14 protein-coding genes are annotated in these 16,919 nt (G+C 55.9%); 3 read left to right on the forward strand and 11 right to left on the reverse strand.

From position 1 onward, the window contains the following. Window positions 1-194: 194 nt before the first annotated feature. The 4 genes from OXG10_04270 to OXG10_04285 all read right to left on the reverse strand — a co-directional run bounded on the left by OXG10_04270 (window position 195) and on the right by OXG10_04285 (window position 5,571). Window positions 195-1,838 (reverse strand): ABC transporter ATP-binding protein, encoded by a 1,644-nt coding sequence (locus OXG10_04270; protein MCY3826585.1) that lies wholly within the window; start codon window positions 1,836-1,838, stop codon window positions 195-197. Between the two features lie 6 nt (window positions 1,839-1,844). Next, window positions 1,845-2,906: an ABC transporter permease gene (locus OXG10_04275; GenBank protein ID MCY3826586.1), complete on the reverse strand. Its 1,062-nt coding sequence runs from the start codon at window positions 2,904-2,906 to the stop codon at window positions 1,845-1,847. A 9-nt stretch (window positions 2,907-2,915) separates the two neighbouring features. Then, entirely contained in the window at window positions 2,916-3,872 is a 957-nt protein-coding gene (locus OXG10_04280; GenBank protein MCY3826587.1) for an ABC transporter permease, read from the reverse strand. Window positions 3,873-3,996: 124 nt separating this feature from the next. Continuing rightward, window positions 3,997-5,571: an ABC transporter substrate-binding protein gene (locus OXG10_04285; protein MCY3826588.1), complete on the reverse strand. Its 1,575-nt coding sequence runs from the start codon at window positions 5,569-5,571 to the stop codon at window positions 3,997-3,999. Between the two features lie 609 nt (window positions 5,572-6,180). Here OXG10_04285 and ilvD point away from each other — a divergent pair. Both ilvD and coaBC read left to right on the forward strand, forming a co-directional pair. Then, complete coding sequence (gene ilvD, locus OXG10_04290) at window positions 6,181-7,884, forward strand: dihydroxy-acid dehydratase (protein MCY3826589.1); 1,704 nt, start codon at window positions 6,181-6,183, stop codon at window positions 7,882-7,884. 57 nt (window positions 7,885-7,941) lie between these two features. Then, window positions 7,942-9,156, forward strand: a complete 1,215-nt coding sequence (gene coaBC / locus OXG10_04295) for a bifunctional phosphopantothenoylcysteine decarboxylase/phosphopantothenate--cysteine ligase CoaBC (protein ID MCY3826590.1) — start codon at window positions 7,942-7,944, stop codon at window positions 9,154-9,156. Here coaBC and vapC read toward each other — a convergent pair. From vapC to lsrF, 4 genes are all read right to left on the reverse strand, one after another. Continuing rightward, entirely contained in the window at window positions 9,144-9,557 is a 414-nt protein-coding gene (gene vapC, locus OXG10_04300) for a tRNA(fMet)-specific endonuclease VapC (protein MCY3826591.1), read from the reverse strand. The two genes, coaBC and vapC, sit on opposite strands and share 13 nt — an antisense overlap. After that, window positions 9,557-9,796 carry a type II toxin-antitoxin system VapB family antitoxin gene (vapB, locus tag OXG10_04305; protein MCY3826592.1) on the reverse strand — a complete coding sequence of 80 codons (240 nt, stop codon included), beginning with the start codon at window positions 9,794-9,796 and terminating at the stop codon, window positions 9,557-9,559. The genes vapC and vapB overlap by 1 nt, the downstream gene beginning before the upstream one ends. An 86-nt stretch (window positions 9,797-9,882) precedes the next feature. Further along, window positions 9,883-10,902, reverse strand: coding sequence for an alcohol dehydrogenase catalytic domain-containing protein (locus OXG10_04310; protein MCY3826593.1), 1,020 nt, complete (start codon window positions 10,900-10,902; stop codon window positions 9,883-9,885). A gap of 1 nt (window position 10,903) precedes the next feature. Further along, window positions 10,904-11,701, reverse strand: coding sequence for a 3-hydroxy-5-phosphonooxypentane-2,4-dione thiolase (gene lsrF, locus OXG10_04315; protein MCY3826594.1), 798 nt, complete (start codon window positions 11,699-11,701; stop codon window positions 10,904-10,906). A 252-nt stretch (window positions 11,702-11,953) separates the two neighbouring features. Between lsrF and OXG10_04320 the strand changes: the two genes are divergently transcribed. Beyond that, complete coding sequence (locus tag OXG10_04320) at window positions 11,954-13,042, forward strand: BMP family ABC transporter substrate-binding protein (GenBank protein ID MCY3826595.1); 1,089 nt, start codon at window positions 11,954-11,956, stop codon at window positions 13,040-13,042. A gap of 54 nt (window positions 13,043-13,096) precedes the next feature. Here OXG10_04320 and bioF read toward each other — a convergent pair whose 3' ends face one another. The 3 genes from bioF to bioB all read right to left on the reverse strand — a co-directional run bounded on the left by bioF (window position 13,097) and on the right by bioB (window position 16,649). Beyond that, window positions 13,097-14,281 (reverse strand): 8-amino-7-oxononanoate synthase, encoded by a 1,185-nt coding sequence (bioF, locus tag OXG10_04325; protein ID MCY3826596.1) that lies wholly within the window; start codon window positions 14,279-14,281, stop codon window positions 13,097-13,099. Window positions 14,282-14,286: 5 nt separating this feature from the next. Continuing rightward, entirely contained in the window at window positions 14,287-15,645 is a 1,359-nt protein-coding gene (gene bioA / locus OXG10_04330; protein MCY3826597.1) for an adenosylmethionine--8-amino-7-oxononanoate transaminase, read from the reverse strand. A 65-nt stretch (window positions 15,646-15,710) separates the two neighbouring features. Continuing rightward, window positions 15,711-16,649, reverse strand: coding sequence for a biotin synthase BioB (gene bioB, locus OXG10_04335; GenBank protein MCY3826598.1), 939 nt, complete (start codon window positions 16,647-16,649; stop codon window positions 15,711-15,713). Between the last annotated feature and the right edge of the window lie 270 nt (window positions 16,650-16,919).

Consider the following 16,919-nt stretch of genomic DNA (forward strand, 5'->3'; position numbering starts at 1 on the left):
TTTATCCCTTCATCTCAAAGAAATTCACTCGCCTTAAGAATTTTGCAAGAGGCTCATCCAGTAAAAACAGAAAGTTGCCTTGACTCTGCTGCTTGAAGTTCAGCTTAAGGAGTGTGATCATGACCGGAAAAACCGAACGTGCTATCGCCTTTGTTAAGCTAAAGCTCATGGGAAATTGCCAGGACACCCGCAGCCTATCCGAAATTGTCCTCGCCCCGCCGCTCAAGCACCCGGGCGAGCCAGTCCGGGTCCATCTCCGGCACCGAAGACAGCAGCAGGTCCGTATAGTGGTGGTGAGGCGGCGTGAACATCTCGCGCTTGGGACCCTGCTCTACCACCCTGCCTTCTTTCATCACGACCACTTCGTCGGCGATGGAGCGCACCATCGCCAGGTCGTGCGTTATAAACATGTAGGCCAGATTCATATCTCTCTGGAACCTGTCGAGCATTTTCAGGATTTCCCCGGCAACGAGCTGGTCTAGAGCGCTTGTGATCTCGTCACAGATAATGAAGACCGGTTCGGCCGCCAAGGCCCTCGCAATCCCCACCCGCTGCTTCTCGCCGCCCGAGAGTTCCGGCGGAAACCGGTTATAGAATAGCGACGGATCAAGCTCAAGGAGGTCCAGCAGCTCGTCAACGCGATTTTTGAGTGCCGTTCCCCTCAGGCCGCCGTAGAACCGTGCGGGACGGCCGATTATCTCACCGACCCTGATCCTGGGATTAAGCGCGGTATCGGCCATCTGGTAAATCATCTGGACCTGCCTGAGCTGATCTACGCTACGGTTCCTGTAGCTCTTCGCCAGTTCTCCGCCGTTTAGCAGAATGCGTCCCTCAAACGGTTGGAGCAGTCCCGTAATACATCGGGCTGCCGTGGATTTGCCGGAACCCGACTCGCCTACCACCGCAACGGTCATTCCGGCGTGAATGTCAAACGATACGTCTTCCAGCACCCTGGTCCCGCCGTATCCGGCGCCTACGCTCTCAACCGATACGACCGGCACTGCACTGCCGTCTGCAGGCCGGTTTTTCTGGGAATGTCTGAGATTTCGTACCGACCAGAGAGACTTGGTGTAATCGTCTCGGGGAGATTTCAGCATTGTCCTGGTATCGGCCTCCTCGACTTCCTCTCCCTTGAGCAGAACCTTGATCACGTCGGCCATCTGGGCCACGACGGCCAAGTCGTGGGATATGTAGATTACGGCCGTGGCGAACCGCCTGACGATATAGCGTATGGCCGCCAGCACCTCGATCTGGGTGGTGACGTCAAGAGCCGTGGTAGGTTCGTCGAAGATAATGAGATCAGGGCGGCAGGACATGGCCATGGCCATCATCGCCCTCTGCAGCTGACCGCCGGAGACCTGATGAGGGTAACGAAAACCTATCCCCTCGGGGTCGGGAAGGTGCAGACGTCTGTACATCTCCACGGCGTCCTCGCGGCTTTCCTCGCGGCTTCTCATGCGGTGGTGAACCGGGGCTTCCGTGTACTGGTCAACGAGCCTGTGTGCCGGATTGAACGATGCCGCCGCGGACTGCGCCACGTAAGCTATGCGCGAACCGCGAAGAACGCGCAGATCCGATTCCGCGGTGGTGGTAAGCTCCAAGCCGTCAAACTCCACGGAACCTCCCGAAATGCGGCATCCGTCGCGCGTAAAGCCCATGGCGGCAAGGCCGATGGTGGATTTGCCCGCGCCGGATTCCCCGATGAGACCCAAGACCTGTCCCCGGTCGAGATCCAGGTCGACTCCGCGCACGATTTCATTCCATTTCCCGTCCGCAGAGCCTTCCACCCGAAGACCCCTTATTCTGAGAAGCGGATGTTTTCTGTTTTCCGTCGTCATTCCCGGCTACTCCTTCAGTCCCGATGAGCGCATCAGCACCCAGTCTACCACGAAGTTCACGGCTACCGTAAGCAGCGCAATGGCCGCGGCGGGAATAAGAGGCGTAATCTCGCCGAACGATATAAGAGTCGCATTCTCCCGTACCATGGAACCCCAGTCGGCGGCCGGGGGTTGAATGCCGAGACCCAGGAATGACAGGCCGGCAAGCAGCAGGAAAACGAAGCAGAACTCAAGGCCGAATTCCGCAACAAGAGGAGACGTGGAATTCGGCAGAACCTCTTTCCGGATGAGATACCACATCCCTTCCCCGCGCAGGCGCGCCGCCTCGAAATAGTCCATCACCACCACGTTTCCCGCAACGGCGCGCGTCAGGCGAAACACTCTGGGAGAATAAATTACCGCGATGATTATCACCAGCATCGTCAGGTTGGCGCCGAAGATGCTCAGCAGCAGCAAGGCGAATATAAGCGACGGAACCGACATCACGACATCCGCGGCACGCCCCATGAACTGGTCGAACCAGCCTCCTCTGACGGCGGAAACCAGTCCCAAGAGAACGCCCGAGAGAAACGCGAGCAAGGTGGCGGCCAGCGCCAAACCCACAGTGTTTCTGGCCCCGTAGACAATCCGGCTGAACAGGTCCCTTCCCAGCTGGTCCGCCCCCAGCAGCATTTCCTCGCTCATCGGCGCAAACGCCTGACCCACGATCTCGGCCTCCCCGTAGGGAGCGATCACCGGAGCGAAGATTCCGGCGATAGCGTAAATCCCTATGACGAACAGCCCGAAACTGGCCGTAAGCGGCGCCGTGCGCATGGCTTCCGCGCTTTTACCGGGCAGAACGGTCGCGAGGAACTCTCGGAAGGAGTACGCGGTGCCGGCGCAGAGGATGAGAACCACCGCTATGACTGTCACCGTCCGCAGAGCCGGTTCACCCCCTATGATCCCCATGATGAAAGAGGCCAGAGTGAGGGAGAACAGCACGAGGAACGCCCCGCGCTTTTTCAGGTATGCGGCAAGGCAGGATGCCCCGATCAGCATGGCGTAATAAACGATTATGAATGCGTTCATATCACGGTCTCAATTCGGGTGACGCAGGCGCGGATTGGTGAGAATGGTTCCCACATCCGCCGCAAGGTTAAGCAGTATGAACGTCGCGGCAAATATAAGACAGCAGGCCTGCACCACCGGAAAATCACGCTTGGTCACGCTGTCCACCAGCAGCTGCCCTATCCCCGGGTAGACGAACACCACCTCAACCAGCACCACGCCGGTAATCAGGTAGGCGAGATTCAAGGCTACGACATTAATTATCGGCGCCCATGAATTGGGCAGCGCATGTCTTGCGACGACTTTCCACTCCGGAATTCCTTTTAGGCGCGCCATCTCTATGTAAGGAGAAGACAGCAGGCTGATTATGGCCGCGCGGGTCATGCGCATCATGTGGGCCACCACCACGAGTACCATAGTCAGCGCGGGGAGGAACATGCGATGAAGCTTTTCCGAAAGCATCATGTCCTCGTCCAAGCTTGCGATAGAATGGAAGTAGCCGGTATTCACAGCAAGATAGAGAATCAGTATGTAGCCGAGGAAAAACTCGGGAGATGAAATAGAAACCAAGGTGGCCACGTTGGAAACCCTGTCAAACAACGAATTCCTGAAAAGGGCCGCCAGAACACCCAGAACGATCGCTAGGGGCACGGCGATTACCGCCGCGTAAAGAGCCAGAAGAAGCGTGTTGACGAATCTCGGCCCGATCGTTTCGGCTACGGGAGCCCCGGTTATCAAAGAGGATCCGAAATCGCCTGAGAGGGCTCCCAAAAACCATTCGACATAACGTGCGGCGGATGGACGGTCCAGACCCAACCGCTCGCGCATGGCGGCGATGGTTTCTTCTGTAGCTCCCTGACCGAGCACCGCCTGCGCTACGTCGCCCGGCAGAAGTTCCACCGCTCCGAAGATGAGCACCGAGACAACGAGCAAGGTCGCAAGTCCAAGCCCCAGCCGCTTGAGAACAATGCCTAGAACGTCGTCCATGAAATAGCATTCCTCTCGAAGCCGCGGGGAAAACCCCGATTAGGTCCGCCCCCGCTTAGCACACCATGACAGGAAAAAGGCATCAGGAGCGGAACAGGCGAGAAAAACGGCGGGATACTCAGCATCAGTCCGCAAACCACCAACGGCTTGCGCCTCTAGCGCCGTCAATCTGCCAACCGCTGGCAAGATGCGGCCCGTGCCGCACTTTCTTGTTGCGCGCATATACGAAGTTGGTAAACATGGGGAGGATAGTGCCACCGTCGTCGTGCGCCAGCTGCTGCATCTCGCGGTACATCGCAGTGCGCTTTGCCTGGTCCAGCTCCGCCTTGGCCAGCAGCAACAGTTCGTTAAAGCGCTTGTTCTTCCATCGGCTTTCATTCCACGCGGCGTCGTTCTTATAGACCAGCGTGAATATGAGATCGGGAGTCGCCCGAGCGCCCCACTGCACCAGGCAGAAAGGTTTTTTGAGCCACACGTTTGAATAATAGCCATCGCTTGGCTCGCGCACCACGTTAATCTCGATTCCGGCGGCCTTGGCCTGCTGAGCGAACAGTACGCACATGTCAACCGCCCCCGAGTAAACGGTATCGGCAACGGAGAGGTTCACCTTGAGCTTTTCCCTGCCGGCCTTTTTGAGCAACGCCCTGGCCCGCTCGGGATCATACCTGCGCTGCGGCAGATCCGCCCAGTAGGGCATGTTCGGCGAAACGTGGACGTCATTACCGGGAATCGCCATGCCGAATGCGATCTTTTCGATGATTTCCTCGCGGTCGATGGCGAGCTTCATGGCGTTTCTCACGTTGACGTCGTCAAACGGCGCGGTGTCGCAGAACATCGGCATCGTGAGCGCCGAACCGCTGGGAACGTTATCTATCTCGATATTTTTGTTGCGCCGCAGCAGATTCAGGGTCTTGAGTTCAATCTGCGTAACGGCGTCCACCTCGCCCGTGACCAGCGCTATCTCGCGTGCGTTGGGGTCGTTTAGAACCATGAGTTCAACCTTGTCGAAGTAGGCACCTTCCAGGTGCCATCCCTCATGGCGCACGAGCTTCGTGCCGATACCGGGGCGATGACTTACTATCTTGTAAGGACCGGCACCGTCGCCCGACTGCCAGTCGATGGTGCCGTCAGCGTTGGCCGGCAGCATGGCCAAGTGGTAGTCGGTCATCAGCCAGGGCAGGTCCGCATTACCGCTTGCCAGTTTTATCGTAATGGAATGAGGGTTGTTCTTGACGATTTCCTTTACGTCCTTGAGCAGGGCCGCGGCCACCGAAGAGGTTTTGTCGCCGCGATGATGGTTAAGAGAGGCAATAGCGTCATCCGCGGTAAAGGGCCTGCCGCTGTGAAAAGAAGCGTCCTTGTTCAGCTTGAACGTCCACTCCGAGGCATCGTCCGACGCCGACCACGAGACCGCCATGTCAGGGCCCAGGCCGTTTTGCGGAGTGATCAGGGTCAGGTAGCTACGATGAACGTGCGCAAGCTGGATGGTGGCAAAGCTTAAGTAGGTGCCGGGATCATGAGTGTCCGAGGTGTTGCCGTCATGCATTCCCAGCCTGAAAGTACCGCCTTTCCTAGGCGAAACCGCCATCACTTCTGTATTCCAGAGCGCCGAAGCGGCCGACACGGTTATTCCCGTGGCGACGAGAAAACGGATAAAATCCCGGCGGCTCAAGCGCCCGTCGCGCCCATCGCTTTTCATCTGTTCAATAAGTTCCTCGTGGGTAAGGTGTTTCACAAGCTGCCTCCATGAATACAAGCTGGGCGTCGCCGCCTAGCGTGTATTCTGCTTCATATGCGTATCAAATGTCAAGGTGCGCTGGGTGCACACCTTTGACGGGTCAGTCAAAACAGAAACTTGCGACAATAAAGAGTAGAGTCAAGAAGAGGCGCACCTGTCCCGGGCGCGGGGAGTGGCTGCTTCCGGCAGCTTTCGCCCTTTTCCGGTGCCTCATTCCACCCCGCAACCAGGTTTCCTCTTCCCGCTGGGTTATGACGCCTTCGCGCGGCGCACTGAGAAATGCAGGTTGGCGGGACTGAAACGCAAGAAGGAAGCAGCCCGGCCGGATTAAAGTGGCTCAAGGCCGAGACCCGCAATGGACATGCGTGGCCCATGAAAGACATCCGGCAATCAGGTGTCGGGAAAACCGGCGGACGAATGAGAGAAGATTCCTTCGTTTCACCTTCTGAGCAGGAAACTCCGTCGGGCTACGCTTTTCCCGAATCGCGCGAAAAGCGATTTTAAGTTAGAATTTACCGCGATAACCGACCAGCCGGACGCGGCAAAGTCAACTCAAGGAGGGATACTCTATTGGCAACGAAAAACCCGAAAAAGAAAGAAACCCCCAGGAAATATTCCTCGATTTACGTGGAAGGAGCGCACAGGGCCCCTAGCCGTTCAATGCTGAGAGCCGTGGGCTTTACAGACAGGGATTTCAAGAAACCCGTCGTAGGAATAGCGTCAACCTGGAGCATGGTAACGCCATGCAACATGCACATAGACCAGCTTGCAAGACACGGGGCCGCCGGGGCGAACAAGGCCGGAGGCAAATCCATAATCTTCAACACGATTACCGTATCCGACGGAATATCGATGGGGACCCCGGGAATGAGATACTCCCTTGTATCAAGGGAAGTCATCGCCGATTCCATTGAAACGGTGGCAGCGGGAGAGGGATTTGACGGCATCGTGGCCATAGGAGGGTGCGACAAGAACATGCCCGGGTGCCTCATGGCGATGGCGAGGCTTAACAGGCCGTCTGTGTTCGTCTACGGCGGAACGATACTTCCCGGAAACTACAGGGGGAAGGACGTGGACATCGTCTCGGTATTTGAAGCCGTGGGGGCGCACTCAAACAGAGACATCACCGATTCAGAGCTTAAGGAGATAGAGTCCTGCGCGATTCCCGGGCCCGGTTCCTGCGGGGGGATGTACACCGCGAACACCATGGCTTCAGCGATAGAGGCCCTGGGCATGAGCCTTCCCAACAGCTCGGCCCAGGCGGCAGTCTCGAAGGACAAGGTCGAGGACTGCAGAAACGCGGGAGCGGCGGTCTTGAACCTCATAGGAGAAAACATAACGCCGCGGGACATAATGACGAAAAAGGCCTTCCTGAACGCCATAACGGTAGTCGTAGCTCTCGGGGGCTCAACCAACTCGGTGCTTCACCTGCTCGCGATGGCGAACGCGACGGGGGTGCGGCTCACGATAGACGACTTCACTAGGGTCGGGAAAAAAGTTCCGGTGCTGGCCGACCTCAAGCCGAGCGGGCAGTACATGATGTCCGATTTCTGCAGGATAGGAGGGCTCACCCCTCTGCTCAGGATTCTCCTTGACGAAGGGCTTCTTCACGGAGACTGCATGACGGTGACCGGAAAGACCCTGAAGCAGAATCTCCGCGGAGTGAAGAGATACCCCAGAGGACAGAAGATAGTCCACACCGTGAAAAACCCGATAAAGGAATCGGCCCATATAGTGATTCTCAAGGGAAATATCGCGCCTGAGGGGGCGGTGGCGAAAATAACCGGCAAGGAGGGGAACTCCTTTACCGGAGAGGCCATAGTGTTTAACTCTGAGGAGCAGAGCCTCAAGGCGATTCTCGACGGAAGGGTAAAGAAAGGGCACGTTATAGTGATAAGGTACGAAGGCCCCAAGGGAGGGCCGGGAATGAGGGAGATGCTCGCTCCGACCGCGGCCGTGATGGGCAAGGGGCTCGGAGGGGACGTGGCGCTCATAACGGACGGCCGTTTCTCGGGGGGAACGCACGGCTTCGTCGTGGGACACATAACGCCCGAGGCGGTTGACGGCGGCACCTTGGCGCTCATAAGGAACGGGGATGAGATAACTATTGACGCGAAAAGCAGAAAAATAACCCTGAACGTATCGGAAAAGGAGCTGGAAAAGAGAAAAAAAAACTGGAAGAAGCCGACGGCCAAGGAGAAGGCCGGCGTGCTCGCGAAATACTCGAGACTTGTTTCCTCCGCTTCCCAGGGCGCGGTAACCGACAGGGTCTAGTTCCGCCGCCGCGCAAGGTGTATTGCCTATTTGCGGGGTGGCAATATACTTTATCCCATGGAGTGGCTCCAGGGAAAAAACGTCGTAGTGGGAATAACGGGCGGCATCTCCGCCTACAAGTCCTGCGAACTTGTTAGATCTCTCGTGAGAGACGGGGCGGAGGTTTGGTGTGTAATGACCAGAAACGCCGAACGCTTCATAACCCCGCTCACCCTCCAGACCCTCTCCGGAAACAAGGTCGCCTCCAATCTTTTTGATCTCACTTCAGAATCCGAGATAGGTCACATAAAAATCGCCGACGTGGCCGACGTGGTGGTGGTCGCGCCCGCAAGCGCGTCCTTCATAGGCAAAATCGCCTCTGGGATAGCCGACAGCCTGCTCGCAACCGTCATATTGGCTACCAAGGCTCCCGTGATCGTCTGTCCCGCAATGAATTCCAACATGTACTCAAACTCCATAGTGCAGGAAAACATGGAGAAACTGAGGCGTCACGGATTCACCATAGTCGAACCCGGCGAGGGAGACCTTGCCTGCGGGTGGACCGGAAGGGGAAGGCTCGCCGAAACGGACGTTATAGCTCTTGAGATTCAGAAGGCGCTTGCGCCGCAGGACTACGCGGGAGAGAACATACTGGTAAGCGCCGGGGCGACAAGGGAGCACATAGACCCCGTAAGGTTCATATCAAACCCCTCGACCGGCAAAATGGGCTACTCGATAGCCCGGGCGGGATGGCTTCGCGGAGCCCGTGTGACACTGGTTTCGGGACACTCCTCTCTTCCGGACCCTCACGGAGTGGATGTGGTGCGGGCAACTGACTGCGATGAGATGTACGAGAGAATCCACGAGCGCTTCGAGCCGGCAAACATAGTGATAAAGTCGGCGGCCGTAAGCGATTACTCCCCCAGCGAGAAATCAGAGCAGAAAATAAAGAAATCGAAAAAACAGCTTTCGATCCCCCTTAAGAAAACCCGGGACATACTGAAGTCACTGGGGGAGAACAAAAAAGAAAAAATACTGGTGGGATTCGCGGCCGAGACGGAAAATATCGTCGAGAACTCACAAAAGAAGCTCGAGGAGAAGAACCTTGACCTCATTGTGGCAAACGACATTACGATACCACAGGCGGGCTTCGGAGAAGACACCAACATCGCCTGGCTTGTGGACAGGGAAAAAGCTGAAGAACTTCCTCTCATGAACAAATTCGAACTTGCGAACAGGATTCTCGACAGGATAAAGGAAATAGAAAGAAATCGACAGGATCAGGTTGTATGATTTTCGATCCAGTTATCTAGACTTAGACCTCTAATGCGTACAAATTCGCTCAGATTGTTTGTGACAAGCGTTAAACCTTGACTCCTAGCATGGGCAGCGATGTGCATGTCATTCACCCCTACAGGAGATCCTCGCCGCTCTAATTCGGCACGTATCTCTCCGTAATGGGATGCTGCCGCTGGTCCGTATTCAAGAATATCTAGCAGGGAAACAAACTCTTCAACCTGCCTCCGGTTGTACTCCGGTCTTGAACTTTTCTCAACGCCATGCAGCAATTCAGCCAAGGTTACCGAGCTTATGCACATCCGGAAAACATAACGGTTAAAAACATCCAACACCTCAATCGGCTTGCGATTAATGACATAAATCGCAATGTTGGTGTCCAACATATACTTCAGCATTACTCAAAAGGTTCTCTTTCCGGCTGCTCTTGACTGGCACGCTCAGTCATAAAATCGTCAGTTACACGCTCCTCAGACAAAAAGAAACTATCCCAAGCACGGTCAACAGGCGAAAGTATACGGTCATGACCGACCACCCGCACAAAAACCTCTTTGACGTCATCTGGAAAACGCATCTCAGCGGGAAGCCTGACGGCCTGAGTTCTATTATTCTTGAAGACTGATCCTTTAGCAGGCATTATCTCACCTCCTTGAAATTGCCATATACACATTGTATATAAATCGAAATATATTGCAAGCGTATATAGCATAAATCTGAATACAGTCAGAAAGTTATTATGACCTTGAGACTTTTTTGAGGGTTCCCGGCAAGAACAAACCCCTGCTGAATATCCCGCAGTGAAAACCTGTGGGTAATCATCCCTCCCACATCTACAGCCCCTTTTTGTATTAGAGAAAGAGCATATTCAAGGTCTCCGGGAGCCGCAGCGTATGAACTTACCACTCGTACTCCCGACCACCAGTACTCGTTAAAGGGAAAATCGAGTGTGAACTCCGGGTCGGAAGGGGCAAAAAAAAGTATTTTCCCCGAGGGGGAGACAAGATTGAAGGCGCTTTTTATCGCGCTCCGCGCTCCCGTGCAGACTATTACCATGTCAGAGAGGTATCCGGAGTTTTTCTCCATTACAAGCGAAGCTATGTCGTCCTCGGGGCTGAAAACAGAAGAGGCTCCGAACTCCACGGCCTTGCGTAGCCTGAATTCGTCTGAATCGGTCATAAAAACCGGCCCCGCCCCAAGGTGAAGAGCATACTGAAGGCAAAGAAGCCCCGCCGTGCCGCTTCCGAGAATCGTCACGCTATCTCCACTACAAAGCCCCGCAGCGCTAATGGCTCTCGTGACACAGCCAAGAGGTTCCGTGAACGATCCCTCCTCAAAAGACACGTTATCCGGAAGATGAAGAACTCCCCTCTCAACATTAGGCGGCGCAACGCGCACGTACTCTGAGAACCCGCCAGGATCAAAACCCGACTTCCTTATCATGGGACAGTTGGTATGTCTTCCGGAAAGACAGTATCGGCACTCCTCACAAGGGACATGATGAGTGGCAACGACCCTGTCGCCTACCTGGAACCGGCTCACTCCCGATCCAACTTCAGCCACTTCCCCCGCAATTTCGTGACCGAGCACCAGGGGAGCTTTCGGCACCCTGTACCACTCCATAAGATCGCTTCCGCAGATTCCGCTCGCCCTGATCCTGATCAGAATCTCCCCCTCTCCCGGCTCCGGGCGGGGGAACTCCTCAATCCTTACGTCGCTGTTTGTGTGATAGACCGCGGCGAGCATGTCACGAGCCTTTCTCCCTTAGTTCCGTGAAAAGCTCGTGGGCCTGCTTCGGGGTCATGTTCTCGTGAACGATCCCGCGGATCGCCCTTATAATCGCCACGGGGTTGTCGCGCTGCCAGATGTTCCTTCCCATGTCCACTCCCGCGGCGCCCCGGGATATGGCCTCGTGAGTCATGTTGAAAACGTCCATCTCGGTATCAAGCTTTGGACCGCCCGCGATCACTATGGGCACCGGGCAGCTTCCGGTCACTTTCTCGAAATCCTCGCAGTAATAGGTCTTGACGATGCGCGCCCCCAGCTCAGCGCATATCCTGCAGCAGAGCGCAAGGTACCTTGAGTCCCTTTTTTCAAGCTCCTTGCCGACAGCCGTTATCCCGAGAACCGGAATGCCGTATCTCTCCCCCTGGTTCACAAGCTCTGAGAGCCCGAGAAGGGTCTGTCTTTCAAACTCGGTCCCTACGAAGACTGAAAGCCCTACCCCCGCAACGTTAAGCCTTATAGCCTCCTCGAAATCCGTCGTAATGCCCTCGTTCTCAAGGTGCGGGCCCGCGATGCTCGTTCCCCCGGAGACCCTGAGCACCACGTTGGCCCCCGAATCCGGGGAGACCGAGGTTCTGAGCACTCCTCTTGTGAGCATTATGGTATCGGCGTACGGGAGAAGGGGGGTTATGGTTTCTTCGGGAATCTCAAGGCGATGCGTGGGGCCGAGGAAGTAGCCGTGGTCAAGCGCGAGCATAACCGCTCTTCCGGTATCGGGCCTTATAATGCGGGCCATCCTGTTTTTCATGCCCCAGTCCATCAGTACGCGCACCCTCCAGTCGTTTCGCTAAACTCTAGAGCAATACCCGCTGCATGTCAAACAGGCCTGAGGCGAAAAAACGCGCTCCGGGGGTCTAGGGCAAGGACCGTCCGGACCCATGTCTCCGACCGCGAGATTTTTTCACGCTTTAATGCAATTTGCAGGCTCTGGTATATACTTGTCCCGGCTGCAGGTTTTTGCGGAACGGAAAACCTGAAGAGAGCTTCCGCCAGGCAGTTAACCGAGGAAAAGATGAGAAAAATCCTGGAAAAATTCCTGAGAGCAGACGCATTCCTGTTAATCCTGCTCCCGGCAGTGCTGCTTATATCTTTTTCTGTCCTTTCATGCGACGACGAGGACGATAGCGGCCCCGCGGTGGGAATAGTCTACGACACCGTAGGCAAGCAGGACAGATCATTCAATGAGTCCGCTTATGAAGGGATCAAGAGGGCCGAGGCGGAACTCGGAATCTCTGTAAGCGAAGGGACAACGGATGGAACCGACCGTGAGGAACTTGTCCGTTCCTTGGCCGAGAACAACGACCTCGTGATAGCCGTCGGGTTTTCATTTGAGGGCGCGATTAAAAAAGTCGCTGCTGAATATCCGAGGACCAATTTTGCCGGAGTAGACATTCGGCAGGGAGATAGCACTCCTGCAAATTTCGCAAGCCTGCTTTTTAACGAGGCGGAAGGCTCCTTTCTGGTCGGCGCCGCGGCCGCGATTAACACAAAAACGGATAAAATCGGCTTCATAGGGGGAGTATGCGCCACTCCTGACAGGATCATCGAGAGATTCGAGGCGGGATTCATAGCCGGGGCAAGGAAGGTAAACCCGGATATCATGATTGAAACCGAGTACCTGTCTCACTGGGATGATTCGACGGGCTTTGACAACGCCGGTAAAGCGGAGCAGGTCGCGATGCGCATGTTCGGAGACGGAGCGGATGTCGTCTTTCACGCGGCCGGCGCCTCGGGACCGGGGCTTTTCAAGGCGGCAGAAAAAGGAAGCAAAGCGGAGGGGACCCATCTCTGGGCGATAGGGGTTGATTCCGACCAGTACAGGACCGCAAGCGAATCCGAGCGGGAGCACATACTGACCTCCATGCTGAAAAGGGTAGACACGGCAGTCTACAATATCATCGAAGCTCAGAAAAACGGCGGATTCCAAGGCGGAGCGGTAAAAAACGATCTCTCGAACGGTGGAGTCGACTACTCGACATCCGGGGGATTCGTGGACAAGATAAGAGGTCGTCTGGAAGGGTACAAGACCGACATAATAAACGGCGACATCAAGGTTCCAACATCTCCCGGAAAAGGCTGCGCGGAACCGCAGACTTACTGACCCATCCAAAGTACCGACGCGAGGAGAACTCCGCGAGGCAGAGACAGGTCCTAATCAGAAACTCTCAACGAGCGATTTTGAATCCCTGAAACCCTCAAGGGCCCGGGATATCTGATCCTTCGTGTGGGTCGCCATAAGCGACGCCCTTATTCTGCATTTTCCGGCGGGAACCGATGGAGGTCTTACCGCGGGAGTGTAAATTCCCCTGTCCCTAAGTGCCGACGCCAGACTGAGTGTCGCCTCCGGCTCACCCGTAAGCACAGGGACTATAGCGCTCTGAGAGGGAAGCACGGAAAACCCCATTTCGCAAAGCCCCGCCTTGAACGTATCGACAAGCCCCATCAGATGCCTTCTTCTCTCCGGTTCGCTCTCTATGATACAGATAGCCTCAATTGACGCGGCGAGGCAGGCTGCGGGAAGGGAAGTATCGAAAATGTAGCTTCTTACCCTGTTTCGGATGAAATCGACGAGAGATCGGCTGCCGGCCACGTATCCGCCCAGGGACCCGACGGCCTTTGAAAGAGTACCCATGACCACGGGAACCCTCCGCTCGACTCCGAAATGCTCGGTGGCTCCGCTGCCCTTCTCCCCGAGAACCCCCATGGCGTGGGCCTCGTCCACCATGAGCATGCATCCGTAGCGCTCGGAGATCGAGCAGACCTCCCCGAGGTCAACGAGGTCTCCGTCCATGCTGAACACCGTGTCCGTGACTATGAGCTTCTTTCCGCCGCCACGGCTTCGGGAAACCATGCGCCGAAGGCTGTCCGTATCGAGATGGGGATACACCTCTACTCTCGCCCGGGAGAGTCTGCAGCCGTCTATTATTGATGCGTGGTTAAGCTCGTCGCTGAACACCGTGTCCCCTTCCCCGACCAGCGCGGCGATCGTTCCCACATTCGCCAGATAGCCGCTTGAGAAAAGGATCGCGGCCTCGGTCGATTTGAACTCCGCTATTTTCCCCTCGAGCTCGGCGTGAAGGCCGGAGCTTCCGCTTACTAGCCTTGACCCTCCCGAGCCCGTACCGTACTCAGAAAGAGCCTCGGCCGCCGCCGCGATCACTCTCGGGTCGGTGGAGAGACCCAGATAGTTGTTGGAAGCGAGAAGCAGGTGCTTTTCCCCGCCGATCAGTATCTCAGGGGACTGCCCCGAGGCGATCTCCGTAAGCGTTCTGAAAAGATTATTCTCCCTTATGGCCATTAATTCATCCTCAATCCACTCAAGAGAATCGGGGGCTTCCATCCGCGCTACCCCTCCTCGGTTACCTTTTTTATGGAGAGATAGGTTGCCCGCAGAAGCTTCGCGAGATCATCCATCCCGATTCCCACGGGGGGCATGAGCACGACCACGTCCCCAAGCGGTCTTATGAGAACCTCGTGCGAGAGAGCTTCCTCGGCGACCCGCCACCCCATCCTCTCCACCGGCTCGTATGACTCTTTGGTTCTCTTGTCGCCAACGAGCTCGATTCCGACCATAAGCCCCTTGTTTCTCACATCTCCGACGTGGGAAAGACCCTCGAACTCCCGAAGCTCGTCCTCGAGGAACTCAATTTTCTCTGAAAGGGAAGACAATGTGTCGTTATTTCTAAAAGCCTCGAGATTTCCCATCGCGGCCGCGCACGAAAGAGGATTCCCGGAATAGCTGTGTCCGTGAAAGAAGGTCTTGAATTCCTCATAATCCCCCAGGAACTCCTCGTATATCTCATCGGTAGTTATCGTCGCCGAAAGCGGAAGATACCCCCCGGTCATTCCCTTTCCGAGAACCATCATGTCGGGCGTCACGCCGTCATGTTCGCACGCGAACATCTTCCCGGTCCTTCCGAAGCCGGTAGCCACCTCGTCAACTATCATGAGCACGTCGTAGCGCGTGCAGTACTCCCTCACTTTCGCGAGATAGCCGTCGGGAGCCACCACCATTCCTCCGGCGGCCTGAACGCACGGCTCAAGTATGACCGCGGCTATCTCATCGTGGCGCTCCCTCAGCATCTCCCCCATCTCGTCCGCGCACGCGATTCCGCACCCGGGCCAGGTCTTTGCGAGCGGACACCTGTAGCAGTAGTAGGAAGGAGCCCTGTAAGCCTTGAACAGAAGAGACGAGAAAGCCTTGTGAAAGATGTCGATTCCCCCGACCGAAACGGCCCCCAGAGTGTCGCCGTGATAACCATTATCAAGACACAAAAACGCCTTCTTCTCGGGCCTGCCCCTGTGGGACCAGTACTGAAACGCCATCTTGAGCGCGACCTCGACGGCACTTGCCCCGTCGCCCGAGTAAAACACCTTCTTAAGTCCCGGGGGACAGATTTCCACAAGCTCCCTCGCAAGCTCGGCGGCCGGGGGATTGGTTATGCCCAGAAGAGTGCTGTGGCTCACGAGCTCAAGCTGCTTTTTTATCGCCCCGTCGATCTCGGGCACAGCGTGGCCGTGGATGTTAACCCACAGGGATGAGACGCCGTCTATGTACTTTTTTCCCTCGGAATCTATCAGATACGATCCCTCCGCGCGCTCGACCACTATGGGATCCCTGCGCACGTAATCCTTCATCTGGGTAAACGGGTGCCAGACGAATTCCCTGTCGTAGACCCCTATCTGTTTTGATTTGTCGCTCATCTAGGTCCGTAAGGGGCAGAGGACGCCCCGAGTGAAAAGAATATCATGAAAACGCCGCGACGGGGTCAGTTAAGAATTTCTTTTCTGACCGGCATCTGCAGATCATCAAGCATCCTGAGATCATCGCGCGGGGAGCGTCCCGGAGTAGTAAGGTAGTTGCCGAGGATCATGGCGTTCGCCCCGGCCACAAGACCCATCGCCTGGAGGTCCCGAAGCGTCACTTCCCTTCCGCCCGCCGTCATTATTATCTTGTCCGGCAGCACCAGCCTGAAAATCGAAATGGTTCTTACTGCTTCAAGCGGCTCTATGGTCTCAAGGTTCTCAAACGGAGTTCCGGGTCTCGGATCAAGGAAGTTTATCGGAACCCAGGTGGGGTCAAGATCCCTTATCTCGAAAGCGAACTCAATTCTCTGACGCATGCTCTCCCCCATGCCGAGTATGCCGCCCGAGCAGAGGTTCATGCCGGTTTCCTTTACCAGAAGAGCGGTCTTGAGCCTGTCATCGTAGCTGTGGGTGGTGCATATGCTTGGAAAATGGCTCCTGCAGGTCTCGATATTGTGGTTGTATCTCCACACCCCGTGGTCCCTGAGCTCGTAGGCCTGTTCCCTGGTAAGATCGCCGAGGGAACAGCCGACCTTGAGATCAGTCTCCGCGCAGAGAAGGTCAACGGCCTCGAGAACCTTTTTGAATATCCTAGGCGTCGGGCCCTTGGCGCTTATTACTATGCAGAAATCCATGGCGCCCATCTTCTCCGCCTGCCTTGCGGCTCCGAGTATTCTCTCCGCCGCCATAAGCGGATGGGCCTCGACCTCGGTATCGAAATGGGCCGACTGGGAGCAGAAAGAGCAGTCCTCGGGACAGTTCCCCGTCTGGGCGCTTATTATGGAGCGCAGAAACACCCCGTCGCCCTTGTACTTGAGAGTCACCTTCCTTGCAAGCGATATAAGATCGGAAAGCCGCTCCCCGGAAAGCTCGGTAAGCGCGAGAGCGTCTTCAAAGGTTATCTCCTCTTCTCTTTCAAGAAGTTTCTCGGAAACTATGTCAAGAATGTCTATTTCTGGTTGCCTCTGAGTCCTGAGTCTAGGGGAATCTAGGTTACAGAAACGGGCGGGATTGTCAAACCAGGTCGCCTGCGGGATGAGCTGTTTAGCCGGGCATCAGAAAGTGCGTTTGTCAGCTTCTCCGCAGCTACACGACGTTGACGACTTTAGAATACGGGGATGTAATGTCTGTAACTCCCGTGGGAAGACTAATAGCCGTTTTCGAGGCAATGC

It is taken from the genome of Candidatus Dadabacteria bacterium, from assembly GCA_026706695.1.
Taxonomy (GTDB): Bacteria; Desulfobacterota_D; UBA1144; order Nemesobacterales; family Nemesobacteraceae; genus Nemesobacter.